The sequence below is a fragment of the Methylobacterium marchantiae genome (assembly GCF_042679825.1).
Lineage (GTDB): Bacteria > Pseudomonadota > Alphaproteobacteria > Rhizobiales > Beijerinckiaceae > Methylobacterium > Methylobacterium marchantiae.
The window spans coordinates 1-22,279 of the sequence record NZ_JBHTND010000030.1 but is presented as its reverse complement, the minus strand read 5'-3'; the positions used below and the strand labels follow the sequence as shown (position 1 = coordinate 22,279).

25 protein-coding genes and 1 tRNA gene are annotated in these 22,279 nt (G+C 64.6%); all 26 read right to left on the bottom strand.

The window, feature by feature from the left end:
* Nucleotides 1-6: 6 nt before the first annotated feature.
* Nucleotides 7-2,784, bottom strand: a complete 2,778-nt coding sequence (locus ACFQ4G_RS18085) for a hypothetical protein (protein WP_238208550.1) — start codon at nucleotides 2,782-2,784, stop codon at nucleotides 7-9.
* 16 nt (nucleotides 2,785-2,800) lie between these two features.
* Entirely contained in the window at nucleotides 2,801-3,325 is a 525-nt protein-coding gene (locus ACFQ4G_RS18080; RefSeq protein WP_238208551.1) for a virion core protein, T7 gp14 family, read from the bottom strand.
* Nucleotides 3,316-3,558, bottom strand: a complete 243-nt coding sequence (locus ACFQ4G_RS18075) for a hypothetical protein (RefSeq protein ID WP_238208552.1) — start codon at nucleotides 3,556-3,558, stop codon at nucleotides 3,316-3,318. The genes ACFQ4G_RS18080 and ACFQ4G_RS18075 overlap by 10 nt, the downstream gene beginning before the upstream one ends.
* A gap of 217 nt (nucleotides 3,559-3,775) precedes the next feature.
* Nucleotides 3,776-6,310: a phage nozzle protein gene (locus ACFQ4G_RS18070; protein ID WP_238208553.1), complete on the bottom strand. Its 2,535-nt coding sequence runs from the start codon at nucleotides 6,308-6,310 to the stop codon at nucleotides 3,776-3,778.
* Entirely contained in the window at nucleotides 6,310-6,936 is a 627-nt protein-coding gene (locus ACFQ4G_RS18065) for a hypothetical protein (RefSeq protein ID WP_238208554.1), read from the bottom strand. Before ACFQ4G_RS18065 ends, ACFQ4G_RS18070 begins: the two co-directional genes overlap by 1 nt.
* A gap of 96 nt (nucleotides 6,937-7,032) precedes the next feature.
* On the bottom strand, nucleotides 7,033-7,335 hold the full coding sequence (locus ACFQ4G_RS18060; protein ID WP_238208555.1) for a hypothetical protein: 303 nt from the start codon (nucleotides 7,333-7,335) through the stop codon (nucleotides 7,033-7,035).
* Entirely contained in the window at nucleotides 7,335-8,309 is a 975-nt protein-coding gene (locus ACFQ4G_RS18055) for a hypothetical protein (RefSeq protein ID WP_238208556.1), read from the bottom strand. The genes ACFQ4G_RS18060 and ACFQ4G_RS18055 overlap by 1 nt, the downstream gene beginning before the upstream one ends.
* Nucleotides 8,310-8,473: 164 nt before the next feature.
* Nucleotides 8,474-8,770 (bottom strand): hypothetical protein, encoded by a 297-nt coding sequence (locus ACFQ4G_RS18050; RefSeq protein ID WP_238208557.1) that lies wholly within the window; start codon nucleotides 8,768-8,770, stop codon nucleotides 8,474-8,476.
* A gap of 11 nt (nucleotides 8,771-8,781) precedes the next feature.
* Entirely contained in the window at nucleotides 8,782-9,747 is a 966-nt protein-coding gene (locus ACFQ4G_RS18045) for a hypothetical protein (protein ID WP_238208558.1), read from the bottom strand.
* Complete coding sequence (locus ACFQ4G_RS18040; RefSeq protein ID WP_238208559.1) at nucleotides 9,747-11,444, bottom strand: portal protein; 1,698 nt, start codon at nucleotides 11,442-11,444, stop codon at nucleotides 9,747-9,749. Before ACFQ4G_RS18040 ends, ACFQ4G_RS18045 begins: the two co-directional genes overlap by 1 nt.
* 386 nt (nucleotides 11,445-11,830) lie before the next feature.
* A complete protein-coding gene (locus ACFQ4G_RS18035) occupies nucleotides 11,831-12,043 on the bottom strand; it encodes a hypothetical protein (protein WP_238208560.1) in 213 nt (70 codons plus the stop codon).
* Nucleotides 12,044-12,045: 2 nt separating this feature from the next.
* Nucleotides 12,046-12,279, bottom strand: coding sequence for a hypothetical protein (locus ACFQ4G_RS18030; RefSeq protein ID WP_379040758.1), 234 nt, complete (start codon nucleotides 12,277-12,279; stop codon nucleotides 12,046-12,048).
* Between the two features lie 58 nt (nucleotides 12,280-12,337).
* A complete protein-coding gene (locus ACFQ4G_RS18025) occupies nucleotides 12,338-12,970 on the bottom strand; it encodes a DUF3310 domain-containing protein (RefSeq protein WP_238208562.1) in 633 nt (210 codons plus the stop codon).
* Nucleotides 12,960-13,541, bottom strand: a complete 582-nt coding sequence (locus ACFQ4G_RS18020; protein ID WP_238208563.1) for a hypothetical protein — start codon at nucleotides 13,539-13,541, stop codon at nucleotides 12,960-12,962. The genes ACFQ4G_RS18025 and ACFQ4G_RS18020 overlap by 11 nt, the downstream gene beginning before the upstream one ends.
* A 63-nt stretch (nucleotides 13,542-13,604) precedes the next feature.
* On the bottom strand, nucleotides 13,605-13,793 hold the full coding sequence (locus ACFQ4G_RS18015) for a hypothetical protein (protein WP_238208564.1): 189 nt from the start codon (nucleotides 13,791-13,793) through the stop codon (nucleotides 13,605-13,607).
* Nucleotides 13,790-14,713, bottom strand: coding sequence for a hypothetical protein (locus tag ACFQ4G_RS18010; protein ID WP_238208565.1), 924 nt, complete (start codon nucleotides 14,711-14,713; stop codon nucleotides 13,790-13,792). The genes ACFQ4G_RS18015 and ACFQ4G_RS18010 overlap by 4 nt, the downstream gene beginning before the upstream one ends.
* Nucleotides 14,710-14,919: an Acb2/Tad1 domain-containing protein gene (locus ACFQ4G_RS18005; RefSeq protein WP_238208566.1), complete on the bottom strand. Its 210-nt coding sequence runs from the start codon at nucleotides 14,917-14,919 to the stop codon at nucleotides 14,710-14,712. The genes ACFQ4G_RS18010 and ACFQ4G_RS18005 overlap by 4 nt, the downstream gene beginning before the upstream one ends.
* A 61-nt stretch (nucleotides 14,920-14,980) precedes the next feature.
* Nucleotides 14,981-15,124 carry a hypothetical protein gene (locus tag ACFQ4G_RS18000; protein WP_238208567.1) on the bottom strand — a complete coding sequence of 48 codons (144 nt, stop codon included), beginning with the start codon at nucleotides 15,122-15,124 and terminating at the stop codon, nucleotides 14,981-14,983.
* Nucleotides 15,125-15,236: 112 nt separating this feature from the next.
* The gene (locus ACFQ4G_RS17995; RefSeq protein ID WP_238208568.1) at nucleotides 15,237-15,503 is read right to left on the bottom strand and encodes a hypothetical protein; all 267 of its coding nucleotides are present in this window, start codon (nucleotides 15,501-15,503) and stop codon (nucleotides 15,237-15,239) included.
* Nucleotides 15,504-15,727: 224 nt separating this feature from the next.
* Nucleotides 15,728-18,022, bottom strand: a complete 2,295-nt coding sequence (locus tag ACFQ4G_RS17990) for a DNA polymerase (RefSeq protein WP_238208569.1) — start codon at nucleotides 18,020-18,022, stop codon at nucleotides 15,728-15,730.
* Nucleotides 18,022-18,306: a hypothetical protein gene (locus tag ACFQ4G_RS17985; protein ID WP_238208570.1), complete on the bottom strand. Its 285-nt coding sequence runs from the start codon at nucleotides 18,304-18,306 to the stop codon at nucleotides 18,022-18,024. Before ACFQ4G_RS17985 ends, ACFQ4G_RS17990 begins: the two co-directional genes overlap by 1 nt.
* On the bottom strand, nucleotides 18,296-18,511 hold the full coding sequence (locus tag ACFQ4G_RS17980; protein ID WP_238208571.1) for a hypothetical protein: 216 nt from the start codon (nucleotides 18,509-18,511) through the stop codon (nucleotides 18,296-18,298). Before ACFQ4G_RS17980 ends, ACFQ4G_RS17985 begins: the two co-directional genes overlap by 11 nt.
* A 13-nt stretch (nucleotides 18,512-18,524) precedes the next feature.
* Entirely contained in the window at nucleotides 18,525-18,860 is a 336-nt protein-coding gene (locus ACFQ4G_RS17975) for a hypothetical protein (protein ID WP_238208572.1), read from the bottom strand.
* Nucleotides 18,861-18,867: 7 nt separating this feature from the next.
* A complete protein-coding gene (locus tag ACFQ4G_RS17970; RefSeq protein WP_238208573.1) occupies nucleotides 18,868-20,409 on the bottom strand; it encodes a toprim domain-containing protein in 1,542 nt (513 codons plus the stop codon).
* Between the two features lie 405 nt (nucleotides 20,410-20,814).
* A tRNA-Arg gene (locus ACFQ4G_RS17965) sits at nucleotides 20,815-20,891 on the bottom strand.
* A 226-nt stretch (nucleotides 20,892-21,117) separates the two neighbouring features.
* Nucleotides 21,118-21,642: a MucR family transcriptional regulator gene (locus ACFQ4G_RS17960; RefSeq protein WP_238208574.1), complete on the bottom strand. Its 525-nt coding sequence runs from the start codon at nucleotides 21,640-21,642 to the stop codon at nucleotides 21,118-21,120.
* Between the last annotated feature and the right edge of the window lie 637 nt (nucleotides 21,643-22,279).

The window sequence follows — 22,279 nt, the reverse complement described above, 5'->3', positions numbered from 1 at the left end:
TGGCGCTTAGGCGCGGGTGGTGGGCTTGCGGTTGAAGATGCCCTGGAACATGCGGCGGATGGCCGAGCCCACCGAGCCCGAGGGCGTAGCGGCCTGGGAGGCTACCTGCTGTATCTGGGCACCGGGCATGGAGCCGGCCTGGCGGAGGGAGGCGAGCACGGCGCCGGGGGTGACACCGCTCTTGTTGAGCCCATCGCCGTCGTAGTGGCTCCGCCCCGTTCCGATGTTCGGGAGGCCCGCCCACTCCATGGCCAGGTTGTTGGCGAACTGGGTGTCGGACATGGTGCCCGCCTTCCAGCGCAGGTAGCCGCGCCTTTCGAGGAGCTTGATGGCCATGCGGTCCTGAAGCTCGGGGGTGAACTTCTGGGACATGGAGATGCCCATCTCACCCACCAGCCCCGTATCACCCGGCTTCTTCGGGTCGCCGAAGAGGGTCGCCTTCATGAACTGGTAGCGGCCGGTGGCGGAGGACCTGGTGCCTCGGTTGCCCATCCAGGGCTTTAGGGCCGCCAAGGTCAGGGCGGAGAGGTCCTTGGTGGACCGGGAATTGCCGAAGTAGGCGTTGTAGTTTCCGGCGCTCTCGGGTCCCGACACCATGTCGAGGATGTGGGCGGCCTTGGGATCGTCCTTGAGTGTTGCCACGGTATAGTTGCCTTGAGGTTTGCCGGTGGTCTTGAAGGCTCGCTCGAACGCCTCGTTGACCATGCGGACTGTGTCGGGGGATGCGGGTGCGTCCTGGGCGTCCTCGAAGGCCTTTCCGACCTCGGAGGAGACGGAGGCGGCCTCAATGGGCGTGCCGTCCGGGGCCTTCATGGATGACTGCTTGCCGGGCTTAGGGACTGGCGCCGGGATGACCCCGCGCTCGATGCCGCGCTGGTAGACCTCTTGGGCCTTCAGCGTCAGCGGCTTCTTCTCCTGGGCGGCCTTAAGCTCGATGCTCTTGGCCACCTCGGGGTCGAGCTTGTTGAACCAGTCGGCGGCGTCTGCCTCGTTGACCGGGGCGGCAGGCTTGGCCGGAGTGGGCGCCAGGGGCGTTGCTGGCTTGGCTGGTGGCGTGACGGGAGCCTGGGTCTCGGTATCGCCGGGTAGCCCGCTGGGCATGGTGACGGAGGGGTTCCCGAAGACTGGCCCCCTACCGGGAGCCGCCGGGGGCTTTGGCGCTGGCTTCGCCGGGGCGGCCTCAGGGTCCTCAGGCAAGGCCTTGGGCGGCGCGTTGGCCCCGAAGGTGTTGGGCCCGTCGATGCCCGTCCGGTCGAAGCCTACTGCGCCCATCTCCTCAGGCTGCTGGATGCGCTTCAGAATATCCGCCCCGATGCCGGAGATGGCCTTCTCCTGCTCGATGGCGTTCGCGGTGGGATGGGCTTCCTTCCATGCTAGTATTTGGAGCTTGAAGTCCGTCTGCGCCTGGAGACCCTCGGGCGACACCGAGCCGTCATCGAACACCTTCGAGGCGTCCTTGTCGTTGGCCGTGCGGACCTTGATGGTATCCAGGATGGTCTTCGCCGAGCCGCCCTTCATGATGGCGCCGATGTCGGCCCCGCCCTTATCCATGCTCTCGGCCAGCTTGTAGGCCCGCGTGAGGTCCGCCGGGTTCTTGAAGACCCCGTCCCGCATCGCCTTCTGGACCCGGCCGAGGCCGCCACCGTTGATGATGTCGGAGGTGACCCCGAGCAGGGCCTCAGGGTCGGAGACCCCGCCGGCCTTGGCGATGGTGTTCCGCCAGGTGATGGCGTTGACGCGGAAGTCCGGGTCCACCTTCTCGCCCTGGGCAAGGAGGGCTTCCGGGAGGGGGCCGTTCGGGTTCTTGGTGATGGCCTTGATGGTCTGCCGGGTGGTGTCGGCCTTGAGGGCGGCCAGCTCCTCCCGGTTCTTCTTCTCCTCGTCCGCGATGGACTTACGGCCCATGGCCTCCAAAGCGTCGATGGTCTTCTGCTTCTGGTCCCGGCCGTAAGGGGTGTTCCCCCAGGTGTAGTCCGTGCCGGGAACCTTACGATTGAAGAAGTCGAGTATCTTCGGGTCGCGGAGCTTGATGGCGCTCGATGTCACCCCGTCGATGAGCTGCTGGTCGTAGACGGCCTTGTCGCCGCCCACCCCAAGCATCTTGGCGCGGTTCGCCTCGATGGTGCCGAAGACGCCCTCGTAATCGGTGCCCTGCTTCGTGGTGAGGCCTTGGGTGTTGGCGTTCTCGATGGCCTGGTCATTGGCGGCCACGGAAGCCTGCACCGCGCCGGCCATCGTCGCCTTGGAGGCGTCCCCGATGTGCCGCTGAAGGTAGTTGGCGGCGACCTGATGCACCTTCGGGAGGAGGCCCTTGAGTATATCGGGGTCCTCGGTCTTGAGGTTCTCCTTGATGAAGGACCCAACGAACTGGTCGTATGCTTTCGGGTCGGTCGAGGTCTTGCCCTCCCAGGTGTCGTAGGCGGATGCGAACTTCTGCTCCAACTGGCCGCCCGCCACTTCGCCTTCCAGACGCTTGTAGGCCTGCATGAAGGCGGGGGAGGCCTGGGCAGGGATTGCACCGGAGGCGACCCCCTCGGCGGCTCCCTGACCGTTGGACTTCCAAAAGGCAGCTTCGCCCCTGATCTTGTCGTCCTCCTCCGCCTTGCGGTCCCGCTGTCCGACCATCTCCGCCAGGCTCCCACCCAGCCCCGAGAGGGATCGGGCGAGGTCTTGGAGGTTGGTGTCTCGGGAGGGGGTCTGGGCCTGGACGAAGGTGTCAACGGGCGAGGCTACGGGCCGGAGGGCCTCGGATAGCTCGACCGGCTTATAGGGCGCTCTCGCCATGATGTTTCCTTAGGGGTTACCCGGGAGACCCCGGCTGGCCGAACGCCTTCAGCCCTGCCCCGGCGACGTCCACGATTGCGCTCATGGGAGAGGGAGCGGTTGGGATGGCCATGGACTGGATGCGGCTCTGGGCCTTGTTGGTGTAGGCGTCGTTCTGCGTCTGGAGCTGCGCAGCGGTGTTCTTGAAGTTGGTCTCCAGGGTCTCCCGGTTGAGCGCCGTCTTGGACTGCACGTCACCGAGGAGGTTCCCCACGGAGAGGCCGCCCACGCCGCCCTCGGCCGCGCCCACGGAGACCTCCGCCGACTTCTCGGCCTGCTGTAGGACTGCCCCGTGGTCCTTCTGCTGGAAGGCCTGGGCCTCCTGCATCTGGCGCTGGGCAATGCCCTTCTGCTCATCGCGGTTGGCGGCGAGGGAGTTCTGGTAGTTCTGGTTGTACTGCTTGACGTCCTTCTCGTACTGCTGCTGCTTGGCGGCGAAACCTACAGCGGCCGAGGCGGCGGACATGACCAGCCCGAGGATGGGCAGGGCGGCTACGCACACGGTGGCGTCTCCTTGGTTCGGGTGAAGAGGAGGAAGGGAGCACCCATGCCCATGAGCCTGCGGTCCCCCGTCCGGACGAACCCGAGGCGCTCCATCCAGTGGTGGTGCAGAGTGTTGCCCTCGTAGGCCCACGCTTCGAGCACCGGGTAGCTGAGGTGGAGGGTGTCGATAACTTCCGCAAAGAGCCGCTGGGCCCGGAAGGCGTTGCGCTGCCCGTGGTTAGTCGCCACCATCCACACTCGGCCCACCCCCGGGACTGCGGTGGGGGAGACGCCGTAGGTGCAGAGGGGGGCCCCGTCACACCTGATGGTAAACGAGGACGTCTGGCGGATGACTGCCTCATAGGCTTGCGCGAAAGGCCGCCCAGAGGCGAGCACCCATTCCGTCCGATCCACAGAGCGGATATCCAGGAGCGTACAGGTGAGGTCGGTCTGGTTCGTGAGGTGGACCTTAGCCCTGGCCACTGGACTGCCCCACTCTGGCCCGAAGCACCGGCTCGTAGCGCCACTCCGCCGTCTGCCAGCGGGAGGGAAGCCAGGAGTCGTTGATGGTGGTGACGGTGGTTTCATCATGGCGGCCGTCCACCACAGCCCGGACCACGTCGGAGGAGATGATGGGAGGCCGGCTAACACCCTCGGCCGTGCCCACCTTGATGTGACGGGTCTCGTGCTTTCGGGTGGGCCTTCCTGCCCCGATATCGACCTCTACCCGGGTGTAGCCGGTGGCAGCGTAGCGGAGGTTGAACTCCCTGATGGTGATGCTGTCAGTTGGCACCACGCCGGCCTCGGAGCGGAGGTAGAAGGTGCTCTCCGTACGTTCGCTCCTGATGCGCCGCCCGAGGTAGAAGGGGGTGGTGCTCCAATCGCCTTTGACCACGAGACGTCCAGCAGTGGATCGACGGAGGATCGTAGCCCCCCGGCCTCGCACATAGGCCCCGGTAGTGGTGCGGCTGGAGACCATGAAATCCAGCTCGTCTCCAGCCGGGATGGCGTAAGGAGGGCTGATGGAGGTCTCCTCGGCCGCACCATCGTAGGTCACCGTACACTGGGTGTCTGGTACCCGGAGGTCCATGCGGGTACGGTACTCGGCGCCGGGCTCGTCATCCACCAGGCGGGCACTCAATGGCACCTTCAGGAGCATGGCACCGTCTGGCCTTTGGACCAACATCAGGAGGTCCATGCGGTAGACGGAGGCCCAGATGATCTTCTCCACCGGGAAGCGCCAGGTATTCCACGCGGACTGCACCACGGTTCGATCCTGGACCAGGTAGTTGTAGAGGAACAGCCGGTTGGGTGCTCCATCCGTCCGCACGAAGATGGCTTGCCCGGTATCGCTCGGGGCCAACCGCCGCACACCAGCCGGGATGTACTCGGAGATGTGGGAGGTGATGTCGGTATCCCCCGCCGCCTTGCCTTGGGAGAACACGAGGTTACGCACGGTGGCGAACTCGTTGGGCTCGGTGGCGAAGTATAAGGTGGTGCCGACCCGGGCGAAGTTGGATTGCTCGGCGAACTCATAGGCCGTGCTATCGTCCGCCTCGACGGTATCCTGTTTGAAGGGGTTCTGCCCGGCGCTGATCTTGAACTGTGCGCCCTGGGCCCAGAGGTAGAGGCTCTCATCCACCTTGGCGTGTCGCCGCAGAAGGGCGATGGTATCGGAGGCAGAGAGGGTAAGGCCTATCGGGGCATCGGCTAGGAGCGTCTGGACCGTGTCGGGGAAATGGGAGAAGACGTTGCGGGCCTTCGAGAAATCGACCGTGCTCTCCGTGAGGATGGCGAGCCTGCCCTTGTGGAAGAACAAGTCCTTGATGGGCTTACCCACGAAGCCCGGGTCCTTGGCGCTATCAACCCCGTCGCCGGCAATGCGGCTGCTCCAGACCTGAGGCCGGAACACGAAGACCCCCGGGGAGAGATTTACCAAGGCGTGCGGCATGGTGCTGGCATCGAGGAGCACCGGGACGTCAGGGGCAACACGCTCCTGCCAGAAGCCGGAGGTGGCGGTATTGGAGACGTACTCCACCCAGTAGTCCGCCGCGTTTTCCGACTGCCCCGGTTTGGCTTTGACCTTCAGGAGGAAGCCTTCAAAGCCGCCCTTGGGCAGCTCGGAGAAGGACCGCACGGTATCCTTGAAACTCACGAGGTAGGTATCACCCACGGAGTCGGAGGTATCCATGGTGAAGTTCTGGCCGTCGTTCCGCCAGAGCCGCAACAGGTTGCCATTGATGGCCATGGAGAACCCGAGGTCGGTGATATCCGGGTTGGTGCTCCCACCATCGGAGTTATCCTTGACCACTACCCCTGTCCCGGCCTCACCCGTGCCGATGGAGCCCACCGCGCCGTTGAGGGTTCCACCAGGCTGCACCCCAGTCATGGCCCGGTAGAAGATGGACGCCAGGAAGTTGGTGGCGATGTAAGGGGCGTTGGCCGCCGTCGAGTTGTCGGGGGTCTGGTAGAGCCAACGGTAGGTCACACCCTGCCAGAGGACGGAGATGGCGTAGGTGCTGCTGTAGGCGCCGGCCTTGAAAAAGATGAGAGCCTCACGCGGCCTAGTGGTGGACCGGGCGGCGGCTAGACCTGGCACGATGGATTTGTTGGCGATGAACGTATAATCGTCCACCGTCTGAGCGCAGAAGTTGGACTCTGCTGGCGCGGGAGCCGTGAGGTAACTTCCCACCCCTTCTGTCGTGACCGTGGCTGGCTCCCCGGTGGTGAGGTCCAGGACGCCCATACCGCCCCTATCCGGGCCCCGCACGAGGACCAGGTAGTGCTCCTCACGGCCACGGATCAGCTCGTAAGGAAAACACTCCGAGAGGTCCTGTCCCGGGTAGAACTTGACCAGCTCGGCGCCATTCCGGGCCACCGCGCCGTCCTTGGGTGAGTTGAAGCAATCGAACTGGGCCTCGCACTGGCTGTCCCGCCTCTGCTGGGCGGACTGTTGAGAGACCCCCTGGATGAGGTTCGGGACGGGTTTGGAGCTGGCGCCCACTAGATGATCCTTCGTTGGCCACGCCTGAAGCTGGCAAAGTGCGGGCTGCTCTCGGGGAGCGTGGCGGAGCGGCTATCGTGGTCGTACTGCTGGAGGGCGGACCAGGCGTCGGTCTCCACCTCCTTGGTGAACTTGAAGGTCGCGCTCTCGGGGAGCCTCCCTACGGCGAACTTCCTCCCAGCCAGCGCCATGACGTACCAGCGGGCGGCCTGGGGGAGCTGCTCGAAGGGGAGCGCCGAGGTGAGGTTGACGTAGATGGGCTTGTCGAAGACGTAGGTGTGGTTTGCCCGGTCGTAGAGCTGCTGGCCGCGCCAGGTGACGTCCGCCGGGTAGGATCGGGGGTTGACGACGGCCGAGATGGTGTTGGCGGGGAGCTGTATGAGGCTCTGCTCGTCGGGCTCGATGAGAAGCTCTTCGTCGGTGTTGAAGTGCCACCCACGGCTCTGCATCTCCACGGAGGTATCGGAGAGCATCGAGAGGGCGGACTGGGCGTCCTCCGTCATGTTCTCGTTCGCCAAGCTCATGATCTCCGCCCGGCCGATGGCTTTGAGCATCTGGTTCACGGCTTGGAGGATCGTGGTGGGGATGGTTCGGGTCATCCCGCTATCGGTGATGCCTGAGGTCATGTGCGTGAGGTCTCCTTACGGATAGGTCGGGCGGTCGGCCCATGCGAAAGGAGACCCCCCGGATTGCTCCGGGAGGCCTCGTGGTGGTGCCGTGGGTTAGCCCTTGAGGCCGGACTCGATGCGTTCGATCAAGTCCAGGATGCGGTGAAGCTCCTGGTTGATCCTCTCGGCCAGGACCCGAAGACAAATCTCAGGTTCCGGCTCACGGTCCTCAGTGCATACGCTGGATATCATGGAGTCGAGGGCGGCCAGTCGCATCCGCGCTGCTGTAGCCATCTCCCAGTTGCCCCGGAGCACCGGCAGTACCGGGCCGGGCGGCGGCGGGCACTTGGCGACGTCTGAGGGTGTGGTGGCCTTTCCCGGCGCCCACTCCGGGTCGGTGGCGTAGATGTTCGCCATCAGACGGTGATGGGGTCGCGGCCGGAGATGGCATCCGTGCGCAGCTCGACGGAGCACTCGTTGCGGAGCGTACCGTGGCCGTTGAGCATCGAGCCCAGGATCAGGGTGCCGAGGCGGTCATCCTGCGGCTTCATCACCATCTTCAGACCACGGCGGTTGAGCGTGCCGACTGCCATACGGGAGCCGATGTGGCCCACGGTGGTCGAGAAGTTGCCACGGTACTTGGTGAGGCCCGTGGTGATGTTGGTGTTCGGGATGTGGTTGGTGCCCTTGGGCTGGATACCGCCGATCTCGCCGATGGTGCCGGCCGAACGGTTGCCAGAGCCGGTGGAGACCGGGCCTGCCTCGACGCCGGTGTAGCGGGCGAGCAGGAGGATTTGCTGGTGCGGGAGCATCGACTTCACGGGATCACCGCTCATGTCGTTGTTCTTCATGTAGAGGCTCGCCGCGAAGTGGGCCTCCTCCAGCTTCGCCGGGTTGGTCTTCAGGTCCGACGCGAAGTAGTAACCCGGAGCCGGCACGCCAGCCACGTTGATGCTGGTCCCACGCGAGGCCAGGATGTGCATGATGGCGATGCGCTTGTCCGTCACCGAGCCGAGCGACTGACCGATCTGCTTCGCGTAGGGCTCCATGACATTGTAGTGGAGCATCAGCTCATCGATTTCGGCGAGGAAGACGCTATCCACGATGAAGTCGTCCAGGGTGATGGTCACCTCGTCATGGACGATCACGCCACCGAGGATAATCTCGCCGGGGACGTGGGAGACCGCATCACGCTTGCGGCCAATCACCGGGAAGGTATCGGCCTTGCCCTGGGTGATGTTCTTCTCCCAGCGGAAGTCACCGTAGGACATGATCTCGTCGTAGGACTGGAGGACGACGCCACCGAACTCGGTGAGGAAGGTCGTACGGTCGGAGGAGTCGGAAGCGGTCTTGGCGCCGGGACGGGTGCGTGCATCGGTGTAAACACTCATAGGGGGGCTCTTCTCTTTATCGGGGGGTTGAGGCGGGGGCGCAGCCCTCGGCCTTGAAGACGGCGTTGTGTTCCTTCACGGCCACGATGGTCGCGGTGGTATCCCGCTTGGACCAGGGGATGGGCCGGATGGTCTGGCAGAGGACCTCCTTGTAGGAGGGGGCACTAGGGGCGCTGATACCCGTCGTCGTCCCGCACCCGGTCAGGCTGAGTGTCGCTAGCAAAGCGAGCCTGCTCCCGAGCTTCGTTCGCCGTGTTGACGACATGGTAGGCCTCCGAGAGGGTGGGTTGGCGGGGCTGAGGCGCCTTCGGGATGAAGGACGCGAGGGAGCCGATGGCCATCACCACGATGGTCTGGATGGTCGGATCGTTGAGGAACCCGACGTCGATGTTCCAGATGGCCAGGAGGGCCACCAGGGCGGCCAGGAGGGTGGTGATGAACTGGCGTACGTTGTAGCTCACGATGCCTCCCCTCAGGCCTGCTTGTAGCCCTTGCGGGCCTTCCTGCTGACGGCATCCCGTGCCGCCTCGGCTGCTCTGAGCTTCGCCTTGTCGCCGCTCTGCTTCGCCTCCTTGACTGCCTCCAGGGCACCCGACCATGCGGTGGTGTGCTCGGCGGCGTTGGCGAACTGGTCGCCCGAGGAGCCCCCCGTGGCCGCCCGTGCGGTGCCCGTGACGTCCCGCGAAGGAACGCCCGGACGCCGGCTCGGAGGCGGACCACGGCGGGTGCTGGTATCGGCGGCCTTGACGGCTCCGCCCTTCTTGGCGCGGGTCATGAGGGCCTCGACGGCATCCTCGAAGGCAGCGCCGCCCTTGGCCTGGGCCTCGTTGTAGGCGGCACGCTGGGCCGGGGTGTAGCCGCCCTCGACCGCCCACTTGATGGCAGCCTCGTAGTTGGCCTTGCCGCCCTCGACCTTGGCGAAGAACTGGGTGTCGGCCGCCTCACGGAGTGCCATCTGGCCCCGCTCGATTTCCTTCACCGCCGCTTGGTCGAGGCCCAGGGTTGCCTTGAGGAACCCATAGGTGCCCTCGTTGAGCTTGCCCTCGCCCTTGGCCAGGTTCGTGAAGAACTCCCCGGAGAGGGCATCGAGATTGACCACGCCCTCCTTGGTGAAGAACTTCTCGTCGTAGGCCTTCTGGACCTCCTCGTTGGCCGGGTCGTAGTCCGGGAGGTCACCCTCGGCCGGCTCATCGGCGGGGGCGTCTTCCTCGGGGGCGGGGTCTTCGGGGGTCTCGGCCTTGGCCGCTTTGGGCTCCAGGTCGTCCTCCGGGCCAACGCCGCCACCAATATCGAACTCGGTGACCTCGGCGTCGGAGGCGTGCTCCTTGGTGTTCCCCGCGCCATCGGCGGTGGTGAAGGCGGAGGTATCCACCTCGACCGTCATGGCAGAGATACCCGTCTTCGGGGCGGCGGGGGGTGTCGTCGGGGCGTCGGCCATCAGGCTGGGTTCTCCGGTTCGGTGGGTGGGGGTGCTCCGCCAGCGAGGTTGCCGGCGACTGCGCCAGCCACGGGGCCAGCGGCTTTCTCAAGGAGGGATTGCTGCAAGGCCTCTTGCTTGGCCTTGGTCTGCTCGGCGCCCTGCTCCTGGTCGGTCTTGACGAGGCCATCGGGCTTGATGCCCTTGGCGGCGGCGAGGCGGGTTGCGAAGTTGCCGGCCTTGAGGAGCGCAGTGGCGCCTTGAGGTCCGAAGAGTTTGGAGAGGGTGCCGGCGAACTCTTCCAAGTTGGCGGCTTCACCGGAGCGGCCCATGGCATCGGTGCCAGTGACCACGTTGACCTCGACCACGCCCTTAGGCAGCTTCGGGAGCTTCTTGTTCTCGACCTCGTGGAGCCGCATGGCCCGCATGATGATGCGGCGCTGGTCGCTCTGGGAGACCTGAGTGTAGAGACCGCCCATGCCCATATCGAGTTCACGGCCAGTCCTGGTGACCTCCTCCGCAGTCACCCGCTCCCCGTCACGCCTGGTGGCACTGTCGAGGAGGAAGGCTGCACCCAGTCTTCGGGCCGCCATGTTGAAGGTGTTCTGGACGAAGTTGAGGTCGGCGGTCTTATCGGAGCGGAAGACGGTAACGTCCTCTGCGGAGCCCGGAAGGATGTCGAGGTTCTTGGCCTTCTGGACTTGCCTGATACTGGTCCGTGCGCCGGGCTTGACGAAGGTGAGGGCCCACGCTGCTAGGGCGGAGCCGTCATTGAGGGCCGAGGCGTTGACCTCGACTGAGTACAGGTCGCCCCGGTACTCCTCACAGTATGACCGACCCCAATTCTCCCCGTAGACCGGGATGAGCCATGAGGGCCACATCGGGCAATCCTCGTAGTCGGCCTCAAACTCGGTGCCTTCTAGGAGGTGGCCTTCGTATTCCTGCCAGTAGAGCCAGTGGCGGTCGTCGTCGTCCTTGTCGTCACCTTCGACCACCAACATGCAGACGGAGTGTATCTCCACCTCGCGGGTCCACTCGACTTCCTGCTTGAGGAGGTCCGGGGTCTGCCGATAAATGAGGTCTTGGATATCCTCCGGGAGGGTGGCCACGCGGACCTTCTCCTGGTGGATGGTGACGTGCGGGTGGCCGGTGCGATCCCGGGAGACGACGTAGGTGTCACTCCGGTGGAAGGTCGGGGCGTTGAGCCTGAGGTGCTTCCAGAGGGAGTTGCCGGCGACCAGGAGGAGCTTCATGTGCCCCGTGTAGGTCGTCTCCAGGGCGGTGCTCTGGAAGCGGCGGCGGTGCTCCATCTCCAGCTGGGAGAGGGCGAGGAGGACGTTGGCGTAGAGGTCCGGGTCCTGGTCGATCTTCTCTTGAAGGTTCGCTAGGACGGGCTCCAGCTTGGCGATGGGCTGCCCCGGGGGGAACGCCATAAACATGAGCTTGGAGGCCAGCGTGTTGACGCACTGGGCGCCGGCCGATTGGTTGTTGCCGGGAAGGTCGTCCCCGGCCCGGTATCCCTGAGGCGGGAAGACGGAGGGAATGGTGAGTTCGGCCATGCGGCGGCCCATCTCATTGACGGACTCGCGGTTGGTCGTGAGCGCATCGTAGACGGCCTTCGCCGGCTCGCCGAGGGTGTACTGCCCCCGGCCTTCCATCTCGTCGTCATGCTCCTCGGGACCGGCCTCTTCGCGGGGCTGGTCGAGGTCTTGGCCCATTATTCCCCCAAGGCGTCCATGAATACTTCGGAGATTATGGAGCACACCGCAAGGATACCCGCGACGACGGTACCCCACGCAACTACGGGGCTAGGCACACCGGCAATTAAGACTGAGCCCAAGACCGCCAGAGTCACAGCATGTATAAGAACTTTGAGGCTGCGCATCAGGTCACATCCTCAGGCCGCTACCGCCCGCTGCAGCGCCACCCGAGGTAGCCGAGCGGTCCACCCTCAGGCTCGGGGTGGTGGTACCGTAGTTGGCCTTGTCTTCCGTACGGCGCACTGCGGACGGGTCGGTCTCTTCCGCCAAGGGGGCGGGAGGGGGAGGTGCAGGGGCCGGAGCCGCTACGGGCGTATCATCGCCGCCGCCACCAAAACACATGGTCACATTCCTTTGACTGAGAGGCCGGCGCCGCCCCTGGGCGTGGACGTGAAGTCCGCCTGGGTGGGCCGGTCGGAGAGCCCCGTAGCGGCGGGCCCGATGGAGGGCGCAGTGACGCGCTCCTCAATGACCGCCTTGGCGCCGGCCTCGGGTGTCGCCGCGTAGGCGGGGGTGTTGACGTTGTTGGTGCTCTTGGAGCCGCCGCCGAAGCACATGGCTAGAAGGCCACGGCAAAAGCGGGGTGGGCGGCTGGGGAGTATTCCCCGAGGACCTCCCCTTCCGGGTCGAGCTGGATGGCAGAGGCCTTCTGCTCCTCGAAGATTTCCCGGAGGTCCTCCGTGAGGCGGGCGTAGCCTGAATAGATGAGGTGGGCTTCCAGGCTCTCCGCGCTGGGGCTGTAGCAGACGGGCGGGTAGAGTCGCTCCATGTGAAGCACGAGGTCTTCGGACACCTCGGGCCACCCGCCGCCCCCGAAGGGCACCGAGGTGGGAGACGAGGAGACGGCGTGATTATGCGGCCTTGGTGGCGCCATGGGTGAATACCTTCCGGTTCGGGGAGTTGCGGGGCATCCACCAATCGGGGTCACCCATCTTGTAGTCGTGCCACGCCTCGGCGTAGCGGATCACCTTGCGGATATCCTCCAGGCCGTTCTTGGCATCCTCCCGGCACGTGTACTTGACGATGTTGAACTGGAAGGGGTTGAGGCCATTCTCGATGCAGAACCTCATGGGTTCGATCTTGAAGCGGGCGTAGTGGGCGGGGAGGTTCACGTTGTCGGCCACAGGGGCCCCGAAGGCCTCGGCGGTGAGGGTGTTCTCCATGACGGCGAAGTCGAGCTGGGAGAGGGAGATGGCCTCCTGCTGTTGCAACAGCTCCTCCTCCGCCGGGGAGAGGTATACACCCTGGGCATTGTAGCGGCGGTCGGTGGGTCCCAGCTCCGGGATGGCCACCGACATCATGCCCAGCTCGGCGAACTCCTGGGCGGCGTGGGTGAAAGGCTCCTGGTCGCGGCTCTGGGCGGCCTGTGTGGCTCTGATGTTGCGGCCACAACTCGGGGTCTCGGGGTAGCAGGGGTTGCGGCCATCCCGGCACCAACCGCATCCATGAACCTGGGGCTCGAAGGGGCTTTCGCTATGCTGCAAGGGACTTCTCCGCGTCGGCGTGAAGGGGAAGGGTCAAGGCGATGCGGGACACGGCCCACTCGTCGGCGGGGAAGTAGAAGGCGGCGCTATCGTAGTCCGCCTCGGAGCCGTCCCAGTCGGTGGTCTCCCGGAAGAGGTCCATCACGGTGGCGTCGAGGACGAGAGCCTCGTGCTGCGTCTGGTTGCGGCCTTCGGTACGGTAGGGCTTCACTCGGGCCAGGAGGTAGTCGAAGTTCCGGTAGCGGCCGTAGGCGTTGAGGATGGCGTCATCCAAGCCCATCTCGTCGTACTCGGGCGTCAGGTAGGCGATGCCGAGGGGGAGCGGGGAGTCGGTGATGGCGAACTCGACCTTGCCCTCCAGCCGGCGGAGGCGGTGATCCTGCTCTCCGAGGATGGCGAGCTGGTTCTGCAGGCCCGTCATGTTACGTTCCCAGGTGAGGTCCTTGGCGAACTCGGTGACCAGCTCGACGGAGCATCCAAGTTGCTTCATGTGGTAGTAGAGACCAGCGGCGGTGGTGGACTTGCCTACGCCCGGTGCAGCCCAGATGTTGATGACTTTGAGGTCGAGCATAGTGGCGGTATCCCCTTGGTTTATTGATGAGCCGCTGGTCGCGGCATTGCTAAGACCCCCTGGCTACAGGGAGCGGTAACTCCAGAAGCACCACCGGGATGCCTTGTAACCGCCGTCGAAACGGTCCTTGCGTTGGACGTAATCGAGCCAGAGCCAACTCCCATCTGCGAGCTTCACTGGGTACCAGGCGAACCAGACCCGCCAGTGGGCGACACGCTGGGACCACTTGATATCGGTCTCGCCGAACCTCATGCGCCTACTCCTCTGAGTTTCTCGGGGGTCCACAGGGTCAGCTCCTCGGTCTCCGGGTCGTATTCCCCGTGGCGCAGGAGCCGGGCGAGGCGGGCGGATACGAGGGCATCAGCCTCCGTCTTGCCTGCCTTGCGGTACTGGGAGACGATGGCCGCCCAGTAGTCGCGGGTTGGCTCGGAGACCCACTTGACGGTCTCCTCCCCCTTGTTGACGCCCCGGGTCTTCACGGCCCGCTCGGGGACCAGGATGACGGGGTTGTCGATGACCTCGGCGGCCCGCTTCATGCCCAACCCAGGGCACCCGGCGAAGCCATCCACCGCGTCACCCGCTAGGGTTTGGATCATGTGGAAGCGGTCGGCCTCCCACTGGGAAACCTCACGGACCTGGTAGACCCCCGAGGACGACACGTCGGACTTCCAGGTGTGGTGCAGCCCGGGGATGGTCTTGAAGTCCTTGTCGCGTCCTACGCAGATGAACCGCACACTCGGAGCATCACACTCAGGGCAGCCAGGGCCCAGGCGACAAGCACGAGAGCCGCAGGTCTTGCCTGGGCAAGTCATCTTCACGGACAACACGTCGTCCGCCTCCAGGCCCGGCCAGAAGTACGCCCCGTGCTTCTCCCGGAGGTAGTCCTTCAGGTAGCCGAGGAGCATGGGCCGCTCGCCGGTACGGTTGCGCTTGTAGGTGTCGTCCACCGACCGGCGCCAGTTGTCCTCGGGGTCCGTGATGATGACCTCGAAGGAGTCGGCCTTGAGCCCCATCTTCAGGGTCCAGAGGGCGTTCTCTACGATGGCCTCGCCTACCGTGGCGTTGGCCTGATGGGTCATCCAACCGCTCTCACGGTCGTGGACCACCATCTGGGCGGCGGCGGCGGAGGAGAAGGCGATCACGTCCCCGTCGATGAGGAGGTGGGTCTTCATCCCTCCCCCTTCACGATGGCCTTGTTGAGCGCCATGAAGGCCAGCTCGAAGTTGGTCCGGGCGATGGCGAGGAGGCGCTTGTCGGCCATGTCGCGGTCGGTGGTGAAGCGGTCGAGCTGGGCTTCCAGGCGCCTGCTCTCGCTCAGTGAGGCGCCCTTGCTGCTGGAGAGGGGGATGCCGGAGGTGTAGTCGAGCTCATGGGCCATGGTTACCAGGCACTCCAGATGCAGATGTAGGCGAGGCCCACGAGGGCGAAGTCGAGGGCGATCACCGGCAGTACCACCCAGCGTCGGGCGTCATGCTGCAGTGGACCAGGCCTGATGCCGGCTGGGTGCCGAGCAGCCAGATGACCGCGAGGAAGCCCAAGGCGAATGGTGCGGAGACCCCGAGGGCCGTGATGATTGCACGCATCAGCGGACCACCGAACGGAAGGCATACCCGAAGGCGTGGAGCACGATGGCCAGGAGCCACGTGATGAAGAGACAGGTCCAGGGGTTCTCCTGCACCGTCGTGATGATCTCGCTCATGTTCCATGCTCTCGGTTGCGGGACGCGAAGGCGCCCTCGGGGGTGATCCGCCAGCGGCGGGAGAAGCCCTTGCCGTCCGGGTCCACACAGGAAATCCAGCCCATGGACGCAGCGAGCGCCACAGTGCCGGCCGCCTCGCGGGCCAGGTTGGAAGAGACTGCTAGGGGGTAGTCCTGGACTAGGTTGAGGAGGGCCCAGATGTCGTCCGGGAGGGGCCCGAAGTACCCCTGGCCGACCTTGAGGCGGGACCTAGTGCTCGACATGGCCGAGGGCCCAGGCGTCCAGAAGAGGCTCTGGCATAGATTGCAGGCCCCACCGTTTTCGCATGTCGGGGTGATAGGCCCAGCCCCCAAGGTGGAAATCGTGGGCCTCCGACCAGGCATCCACTAGAGCGGTGAACCCCGGGGATTTGCGAAGCTCTCCAAGGCCCCTAAGGGCCGGCTCGTTTCGGAACAGGTTGATGGCTTGCGCCAGCCTCTCGACTAGTTCAGTGGCATTGGGCCCAGTTGGCGCCGGTCTTTCCGTCACTGCGGTATTCTCCTCTGAGGCCCAGCATCACACCGGCCTCTTTGAGGGCTTCGTCCGCGAGCTGTCTGATGAGGGGGCCAAGCCCCGGGCGGTGGGTGAACTGGAGTTCGTCGTGGACCCAGAGCACCTGCTTGAAGTCCACCCCCTTGCGGAGGCCGTGCTGGGCGAGCTTGCGGTGGAGCAGCATCATCCAGAGCTTGCAGGAGATGGCGCCGGCCGACTGGAGGAGGGAGTTGAGCGAGGCGTAGGCCTTGCGGACGTGGACCTTGGAACCGTCCATGGCCTTGAGCCAACCTCGGGCCCCTGCCCCTTCGACATCCTTCTTCAGCTTGGCGATGCCCGTAATGCCCGCCTCGAAGGCCACGATAATCTGGCGGGCCTTGGAGATGCGGGCCTTCTGCATGTCGTCCAGCTTGGCGACGAACTCCGCATCGAACCTCTTCTCCAGGTTCTTGAGGAGGAATGAGAGGCCCTTGTAGGAGAGCAGCTCCGGGACTTCCGAGGGAAGGACGATCATGTTCGGGTCGAGGGAGAGCTTGAAGGCCGACCCGCCGTAGACGTAGAGGTAGGTGGCGGTCTTCGTGTTGGCTCGGCTCATGCCGGTGAGTTCGGCGTGCTCCGTGTGAGGATCGCGCGAAGGGTCGCACACGCGATCTCGGAAGGCTCCATCATCGAGTGGCACGAGGTAGTGCCCGAGGTCGATGAGTTCGAGAGCGGAGGCGTCAACGCCTGTTTGCTCCCATCCGACGTCAGCGACGTATAGTTCACGACATTCCCAGCCATATCGACCTGGTAGGCCGCGAACGACTTCCTCCCTAACTGTGCCATCTGCCTGCTTCACTTTCGCTTTGCGCACACTTGGTGTGCCCGAGAGGTTGGGACTGCTGTGCGTCCCCCTCCGGGTGACTGCGCCGCAGGTATCCATGCGTCCGTGAATGCGACCATCCTTGGAGCACATATTGAGCCAGGACTTCTGCCCCTTATCGAGGGTGCCTAAAGTCTTGGAGACCACGAAGTAGTCGAGGATGAGCCGCCGCATCTCGTCCGGGAGGACTGCGTTGGGTATCTCCTCAAGGGTGCCTTCATCGACCGAAGGCTTGCCGTCCTTGCCGAACTTCTTGGGCTTCCAGCCGTAGACGTCCTGGAGCCGCATCCCGAGGTGATCCCGTGACCCCGGGTTGAAGGTGGTCCACTCGACGGGGACGTGGCGGTCGCCTTTGACGCGCTCCTCCATGGGAGGGCCGACGTAGGGCTTCAGGGCCTTGCCGGTCTTCTCGGAGACGCGGGGGATGGTGACGTCGGGGTATTGCGGGAGAGCCCGGTTCATGGTGGCCCCGATCTCCTCGCCCTCCTCCGGGTCACAGAGCGGTTGCCACCAGGAGCCGAACGCCTTGACCAGCTCCCGCTCGATGCGGACCTTCTGGTTCTTCAGCTCGGCCACCAGGAGCATGGCCTTGTCGCGGTCGAAGCGGACGCCGTCCTGCTCCTGCTCGAAGATGATCCGCTGGACCTCGTTCTCGACCTCAAGCGTCAGCTCGGGCCAGATGAGGTCGTGGGTCTTCGGAAGGTCGAGGGCGGCTTCCTTGATGGCGAGCGCACGGTTCTCCGCCGTCCAGCCGAGGCGCTTCTCCATGAGCCGCCACAGGGCCAAGGTGCCCCTGATGTCGCCCATGAGGTAGACCGACATGGATGGGAGCCAGGCGTCGAAGCCGCCCGTGTAGTCGCCCTTGTGCGTGCCTGTGCGGTAGCCCCAGGCCGCGAGGGACTGGGACTTCAGGTACTTGCCGGGCATGGTGCCGGCCTTGATGCGGGAGAGGTCCGGGCCAATGAGGGTGTCGTAGGGCCAGATGACCTTGGCGATGACCTGGGTATCCCACGCCTTCTTCGGGCGGACCCAGCCGGGGTAGACCTTCTCGATGTAGGGGTAATCGTAGCCGATGCCGTAGTGGGCGAGCACGAGGTCCGCCTCGGCGATGAACGCCAGGCCTTCCTTGATGCTATCGGGCCCGAGATCACAGCCGAAGTAGAACTCCTCCTCGGTGTCGATATCCACGGCGGCGTGGCACCAGACCGTATCACCCTCCCTCTTGTACGCAGGGGTCCCGGGGGTCCCTTGCTCTTTCAGGAGGCCGTTGCCTTCGGTATCCCAGATGAGCCGCCGCCCTTTGCCCGAGCGGCCGGCTTGCAGGTACGGGGTCGGGTCCCACTCCTCTTCTTCCGGGTTCCATCGGGTTGCCAGAGCGGCGGTTGCCATCAGGCGGCCGGAGGCTTCGAGAGGTAGGCGGTGGTGGTGACCTGATGGGGCCAGACCTGGCGCACCGTGGCATCGCCCTCGCGTAGGCCATTCTCCTCTCCGTCGCCGGAGACCGTGTAGGATGCGGCCCAGAAGGTGTTATCCGCCTGGCGGTGAAACACGGTGAGCATGTAACAGCCGTGACGGTAGCCCGGGTCGGCCTCCTCGTGGACCTGTTCCCAGCCGTCTAGCTCCTCCTGCCAGACCTCACGGAGCTGGGCGGCGGTGGGCTTCTCACAGGCCATCGGACTGGCTCACAACGAACTCGAAGGCGTCCGCGCCACCACCCGGGAGCACGGGTCGGCGGTTCCAGTCGGAGTTCTTCAGGAGGCGTGCAGCGGCCAGGGCGAGGGCGGGGCTGGCGGCGGTGACGTAGGACTCGGTGACGGTCTTGTGGATGCGGACAACGCGAAGCTGTCCAGCCGGCGGTGCCGGAGGGTTGGCGGCCATGGTGGCGGTCCTTTCAGTGGACTACGAGGGAGAAGGATTTGCGGCGGATGGCGGCGGCGATCTCGTGCTCGACCCGGCGCATGTACTCGAAGTAGAGTTCCTGCCCCTGGCGAAGGGGGAAGGTGCGTGCCTTGTCGAGGAGGCCGTCCGGGTCCTTGTAGGCCGGGAGTTCCTGGTGGTTGATGCCGTAGTTGAGCAGTGCCGCGTAGGCCTTGATCTGCATCCCGGTGAACGCCTGTGCCATCTGGTGGCGGATGGCCGCTAGCTCTGCATCGGCATTGAGCTTGGCCACGGTGGCCTTGAGCTTGTCGATGGTGGTGGCCAGGGCCAGAGGGTCGTTGGACGACATGAGGGGGTCAATACTCGTTGGCTGGCGGGAAGGTGCCCCGGCCTCCCTTGTCACTCCCGCCCTTGTTGGGTCCGGGGAATGGCTCGTGGGTGATCTTGAGGCGGCCGGTGTCGAGGTTGTATTTGAGAGCCACCATCGGCCCCGTGCGGGAGCGGGGGCGGTTCTTCAGGGATCGGAGCTGAGTGATGAGCTGCGCCTCGCCCTCGGCTTGCTGGTTGCGCTCGTGGCCAATGACGGTGGACGCAAAGTTGGCGATGCCGCCCGACCCACGAACCTGCTTAAGGGAGGTCGGGGCGCCCTCCTCGTGGGAGACGCCATCGGGCCGGGTCAGGTGGTGGGAGACCTGGAGGTGGACTTGGAGCTGCTTGGCGATAGCGGCGAGGTCCATCGACACGCGGTCTAGGGCGCGGCGTTCATCCACGGAGGCGTCGAGGCCCGCTACGATGAAGCTCAACGGGTCAATGAAGATGACCTGGCAGTCGAGGGCCTTGGCGCAGTACCGGACGTATCCGAGGATGGCGTCAACGGTCCACTCGGCGGACTCCGGGTCAAACAGCTCGACGCGGCGCGTACCGAAGACCTCCCCGTGGTAGCGCAGCATGTCTTCGTCAGGGTCCTGGTCCAGGTCTAGGCGCTTGCTGGTGTGGACGGTGAGGAGGCGGAGCTGGCTATCCCGCCGGCTATCCTCGAAGCCCATCCACGCGATGCGGGCCTCCTGCTTCATCACCAAATCGTAGGCGATCTCGGCGAGGCCGGCGGACTTCCCGATGCCGGTTCCGGCTACGTGGTAGACCACTTGGCCGGGCTTGATGGGCCCGAGGATTTCCTGGACCGGAGCCCACGGCCAGTCGTAGGCCCAGCTATTGGCCTGGTCCTCCTTCGGGGCCGTTACGTCCGACCCTAGGTCCGCTGCGTTCTTCACGCCCGAGGGCCGCCACGAGGTCGCGGTGTAGATGGTCGTGGTGATGTCTCCGGGCCGCCCAGCCTGGAGCAAATCCGAGGCGTCCTTGGTGCCCTCAGGCCCCTTGGCTACCCGCACCTTGCCGACCTTGAAGAGCTTGGCGCACTCCTCGACGGCGGCCTGCCCGGGCTCGTCGTTATCGAACCAGAGGATGATCTCCTGGAAACGGTCGAGCCAGAGGTAGTTGGCCTTGAGGGCCTTGGCGGCTCCCTTCGCGCCGGTCGGGACGGAGACCACCGCGTACTTGAAGTCGTCCGCCTGGGCCACGGACATGGCGTCGATCTCGCCCTCCGTCACCACCACCTTGCGGTCGAAGCGGTCCCCGAAGACGTGCCGCCCGAAGAGCTGGCAGTCGCCGATGGACGGGGCGTTGTCGTGGGCCTTGAGGACCATGAAGTCCTTGGAGGCGGAACGGAGCTTCTGCCCGGCGGGCTCCCCATCCATGTCGAAGTACGGGGCGACGTGGACCTTCTCCCCCTTGAAGCCGGCCTGGAAGTACCCGAAGCGGCGGAGGGTGGCGGACTCTAGGCCCCGCTTCGTGAGCCTGTCGAAGGCCCCTTGGTCGGACTTGAGGAGGTCGGAGGGCACAGTTCGTCCCACTCGGCCCGCGTTAGGAACTGCCTCACGGCCCACCGCGCCACCAGCATCAGTCGCCGGAGTTCGGTGTGAGCAGACGAAGCAGTGCGTGTGGCCATCGGCATAGGTCGCCATCCCGTCGCTGGAGGAACATGAGGGTGAGGTGCAGGGGCCCTTGTGGAGGACCGTGTCGTTGCCGGCTGGGAATGGATCGCGTTCGGCCATGGGTCTCCTGCGCCCGGGACCAGGAGGTCCGCGCGGCTGGGTGGTTCGGTGGGATTGCGTGTGATGGTGCGTGTGACGGCCCGGCGCCAAGCGTGTGCTTTTGGTGGGACCTGTCGTGCAAATGGCTTCGCCCGGGGGTGCCCCATGAAGGCGCCCCCGGGGGAAATCATCTAGGTTTTCAGAGAGTTAGGATGGCGACCCCGCCTGGGCTCGAACCAGGGACCTGCCGCTTAGAAGGCGGCTGCTCTATCCAGCTGAGCTACGGAGTCGTGACGCCGCGTACCCTCTAGCAGGCTGACTTTTTCAAGTCGACAACCAGTTGCCCGATCATTCACATCCTATCGGGGTTGCCCCAACCCCCAAGACGCCTCATCGATGGAGGCGGCTTAAAAACACACAGAGATCCACCTACGACAATGCTGTCGAAGGTGGATCTCTGCGTCAAGGAATGAGCAAAATGAAATGAGGTAGAGTTTAATGCAGCTGAAAACAGCCTCAAGCTGCCTGCTTTTTCCGAGGACCCCGGCGCTTCTTTTCGACCGCAGCGACGACAGCCTCTTCTACCGGCTCGCTGACCACTTCTTCCGGAGCCGCCTTGGATGCGGTTTTGCGGCGCTGCTGACCGAGACCAAGTGCCCGAGCCAGTTCCGAACGCTGCTCGGAATAGGCAGCCGACGTCATTGGGTAATCCGGCTGCAGCCCCCACTTGGCTCGATATTGCTCCGGGGTCAGACCGCGCAGGGTAAGGTGACGACGCAGCGTTTTGTATTGCTTGCCGTCTTCGAAACTGACCAAGTAGTCGGGCGTTACTGAGCGGCGAATTTCCTGAGCCGTTGCTTTCGGCGGCCCGGTCTCAACAGCCGGGGCACTGCTCGTGCTTACCGAGCGTATAGCCTCGTGCACATCGCTCAGAAGCTTGGGCAGTTCGGCGCTTTGCACGTGATTATTGCTGACATAGGCCGAAACGATATCGGCCGCCAAGGTGATGAGGCGTGCTGCCTCGCTATCGGATTCACTCATGATATGTCGACCATCGTTCGGTTAGGTTGAAGTTCTACTCAGGTCTAAGCTGAGTTTTCGCATCTCGCAAGATGTTATCGAAGAAAATTCCGTGTTTTAGCGATCATTCGCTCAAATGCTGCGGGTGTTCGCCGTTCCGATGCCCCATATCGCTCGATGGTCCACCCGTTTGGGCTATGCTGCAAGCAGAGTTTGTCGGTGTTTTTCCAAGGACCATGCCGTCTCTGCCACCCGTTCACCATCATGCGCCGCAAAGTATGGTAGGTAGAACTTTGCCGTTGGTTGTACGTGCAGATCAAAGCAGTGGCCTTCGGCTTTCCCATGCCGTGCTCGCGTGCTGATATCGGATGAGTGATCGCTGTGACCATCGCGTTCCATTCTCACATCGCGACGTCCCCGCTTCAGGTTACCCCATATGTTCGGCCGATCGAGGCCCCTGCGCTCCATTGAAAAGCGAGATCGCTTTTGACGGGGATGCTTCGCTCAGCTCTTGCTCTCTCAATCGCGCATTGCGCGATGCCGACGTTGGCTAGACAGTACCCTAGGTCGTGAACTCATAATGGGATTTGGATCAGGACGAGGATCACCGGGTTTCCCCTCTGGATGGAGGTGCCGATGGCTCGGTTTGATCTGACGG

Bases quoted from the DNA above. Each gene is read 5' to 3' on its own strand.
- ACFQ4G_RS18040 (WP_238208559.1), bottom strand. From the start codon at position 11,444: ATGGGCCAAGACCTCGACCAGCCCCGCGAAGAGGCCGGTCCCGAGGAG.
- ACFQ4G_RS18045 (WP_238208558.1), bottom strand. From the start codon at position 9,747: ATGGCCGACGCCCCGACGACACCCCCCGCCGCCCCGAAGACGGGTATC.
- ACFQ4G_RS18085 (WP_238208550.1), bottom strand. From the start codon at position 2,784: ATGGCGAGAGCGCCCTATAAGCCGGTCGAGCTATCCGAGGCCCTCCGG.
- ACFQ4G_RS18015 (WP_238208564.1), bottom strand. From the start codon at position 13,793: ATGAGGTTCGGCGAGACCGATATCAAGTGGTCCCAGCGTGTCGCCCAC.
- ACFQ4G_RS17975 (WP_238208572.1), bottom strand. From the start codon at position 18,860: ATGTCGTCCAACGACCCTCTGGCCCTGGCCACCACCATCGACAAGCTC.
- ACFQ4G_RS18010 (WP_238208565.1), bottom strand. From the start codon at position 14,713: ATGAAGACCCACCTCCTCATCGACGGGGACGTGATCGCCTTCTCCTCC.
- ACFQ4G_RS17980 (WP_238208571.1), bottom strand. From the start codon at position 18,511: ATGGCCGCCAACCCTCCGGCACCGCCGGCTGGACAGCTTCGCGTTGTC.
- ACFQ4G_RS18000 (WP_238208567.1), bottom strand. From the start codon at position 15,124: ATGCGTGCAATCATCACGGCCCTCGGGGTCTCCGCACCATTCGCCTTG.
- ACFQ4G_RS18055 (WP_238208556.1), bottom strand. From the start codon at position 8,309: ATGAGTGTTTACACCGATGCACGCACCCGTCCCGGCGCCAAGACCGCT.
- ACFQ4G_RS17995 (WP_238208568.1), bottom strand. From the start codon at position 15,503: ATGTCGAGCACTAGGTCCCGCCTCAAGGTCGGCCAGGGGTACTTCGGG.
- ACFQ4G_RS17985 (WP_238208570.1), bottom strand. From the start codon at position 18,306: ATGGCCTGTGAGAAGCCCACCGCCGCCCAGCTCCGTGAGGTCTGGCAG.
- ACFQ4G_RS18065 (WP_238208554.1), bottom strand. From the start codon at position 6,936: ATGACCTCAGGCATCACCGATAGCGGGATGACCCGAACCATCCCCACC.
- ACFQ4G_RS18020 (WP_238208563.1), bottom strand. From the start codon at position 13,541: ATGCTCGACCTCAAAGTCATCAACATCTGGGCTGCACCGGGCGTAGGC.
- ACFQ4G_RS18075 (WP_238208552.1), bottom strand. From the start codon at position 3,558: ATGGTGGCGACTAACCACGGGCAGCGCAACGCCTTCCGGGCCCAGCGG.
- ACFQ4G_RS18005 (WP_238208566.1), bottom strand. From the start codon at position 14,919: ATGGCCCATGAGCTCGACTACACCTCCGGCATCCCCCTCTCCAGCAGC.
- ACFQ4G_RS18035 (WP_238208560.1), bottom strand. From the start codon at position 12,043: ATGTGCTTCGGCGGCGGCTCCAAGAGCACCAACAACGTCAACACCCCC.
- ACFQ4G_RS17990 (WP_238208569.1), bottom strand. From the start codon at position 18,022: ATGGCAACCGCCGCTCTGGCAACCCGATGGAACCCGGAAGAAGAGGAG.
- ACFQ4G_RS17960 (WP_238208574.1), bottom strand. From the start codon at position 21,642: ATGAGTGAATCCGATAGCGAGGCAGCACGCCTCATCACCTTGGCGGCC.
- ACFQ4G_RS18060 (WP_238208555.1), bottom strand. From the start codon at position 7,335: ATGGCGAACATCTACGCCACCGACCCGGAGTGGGCGCCGGGAAAGGCC.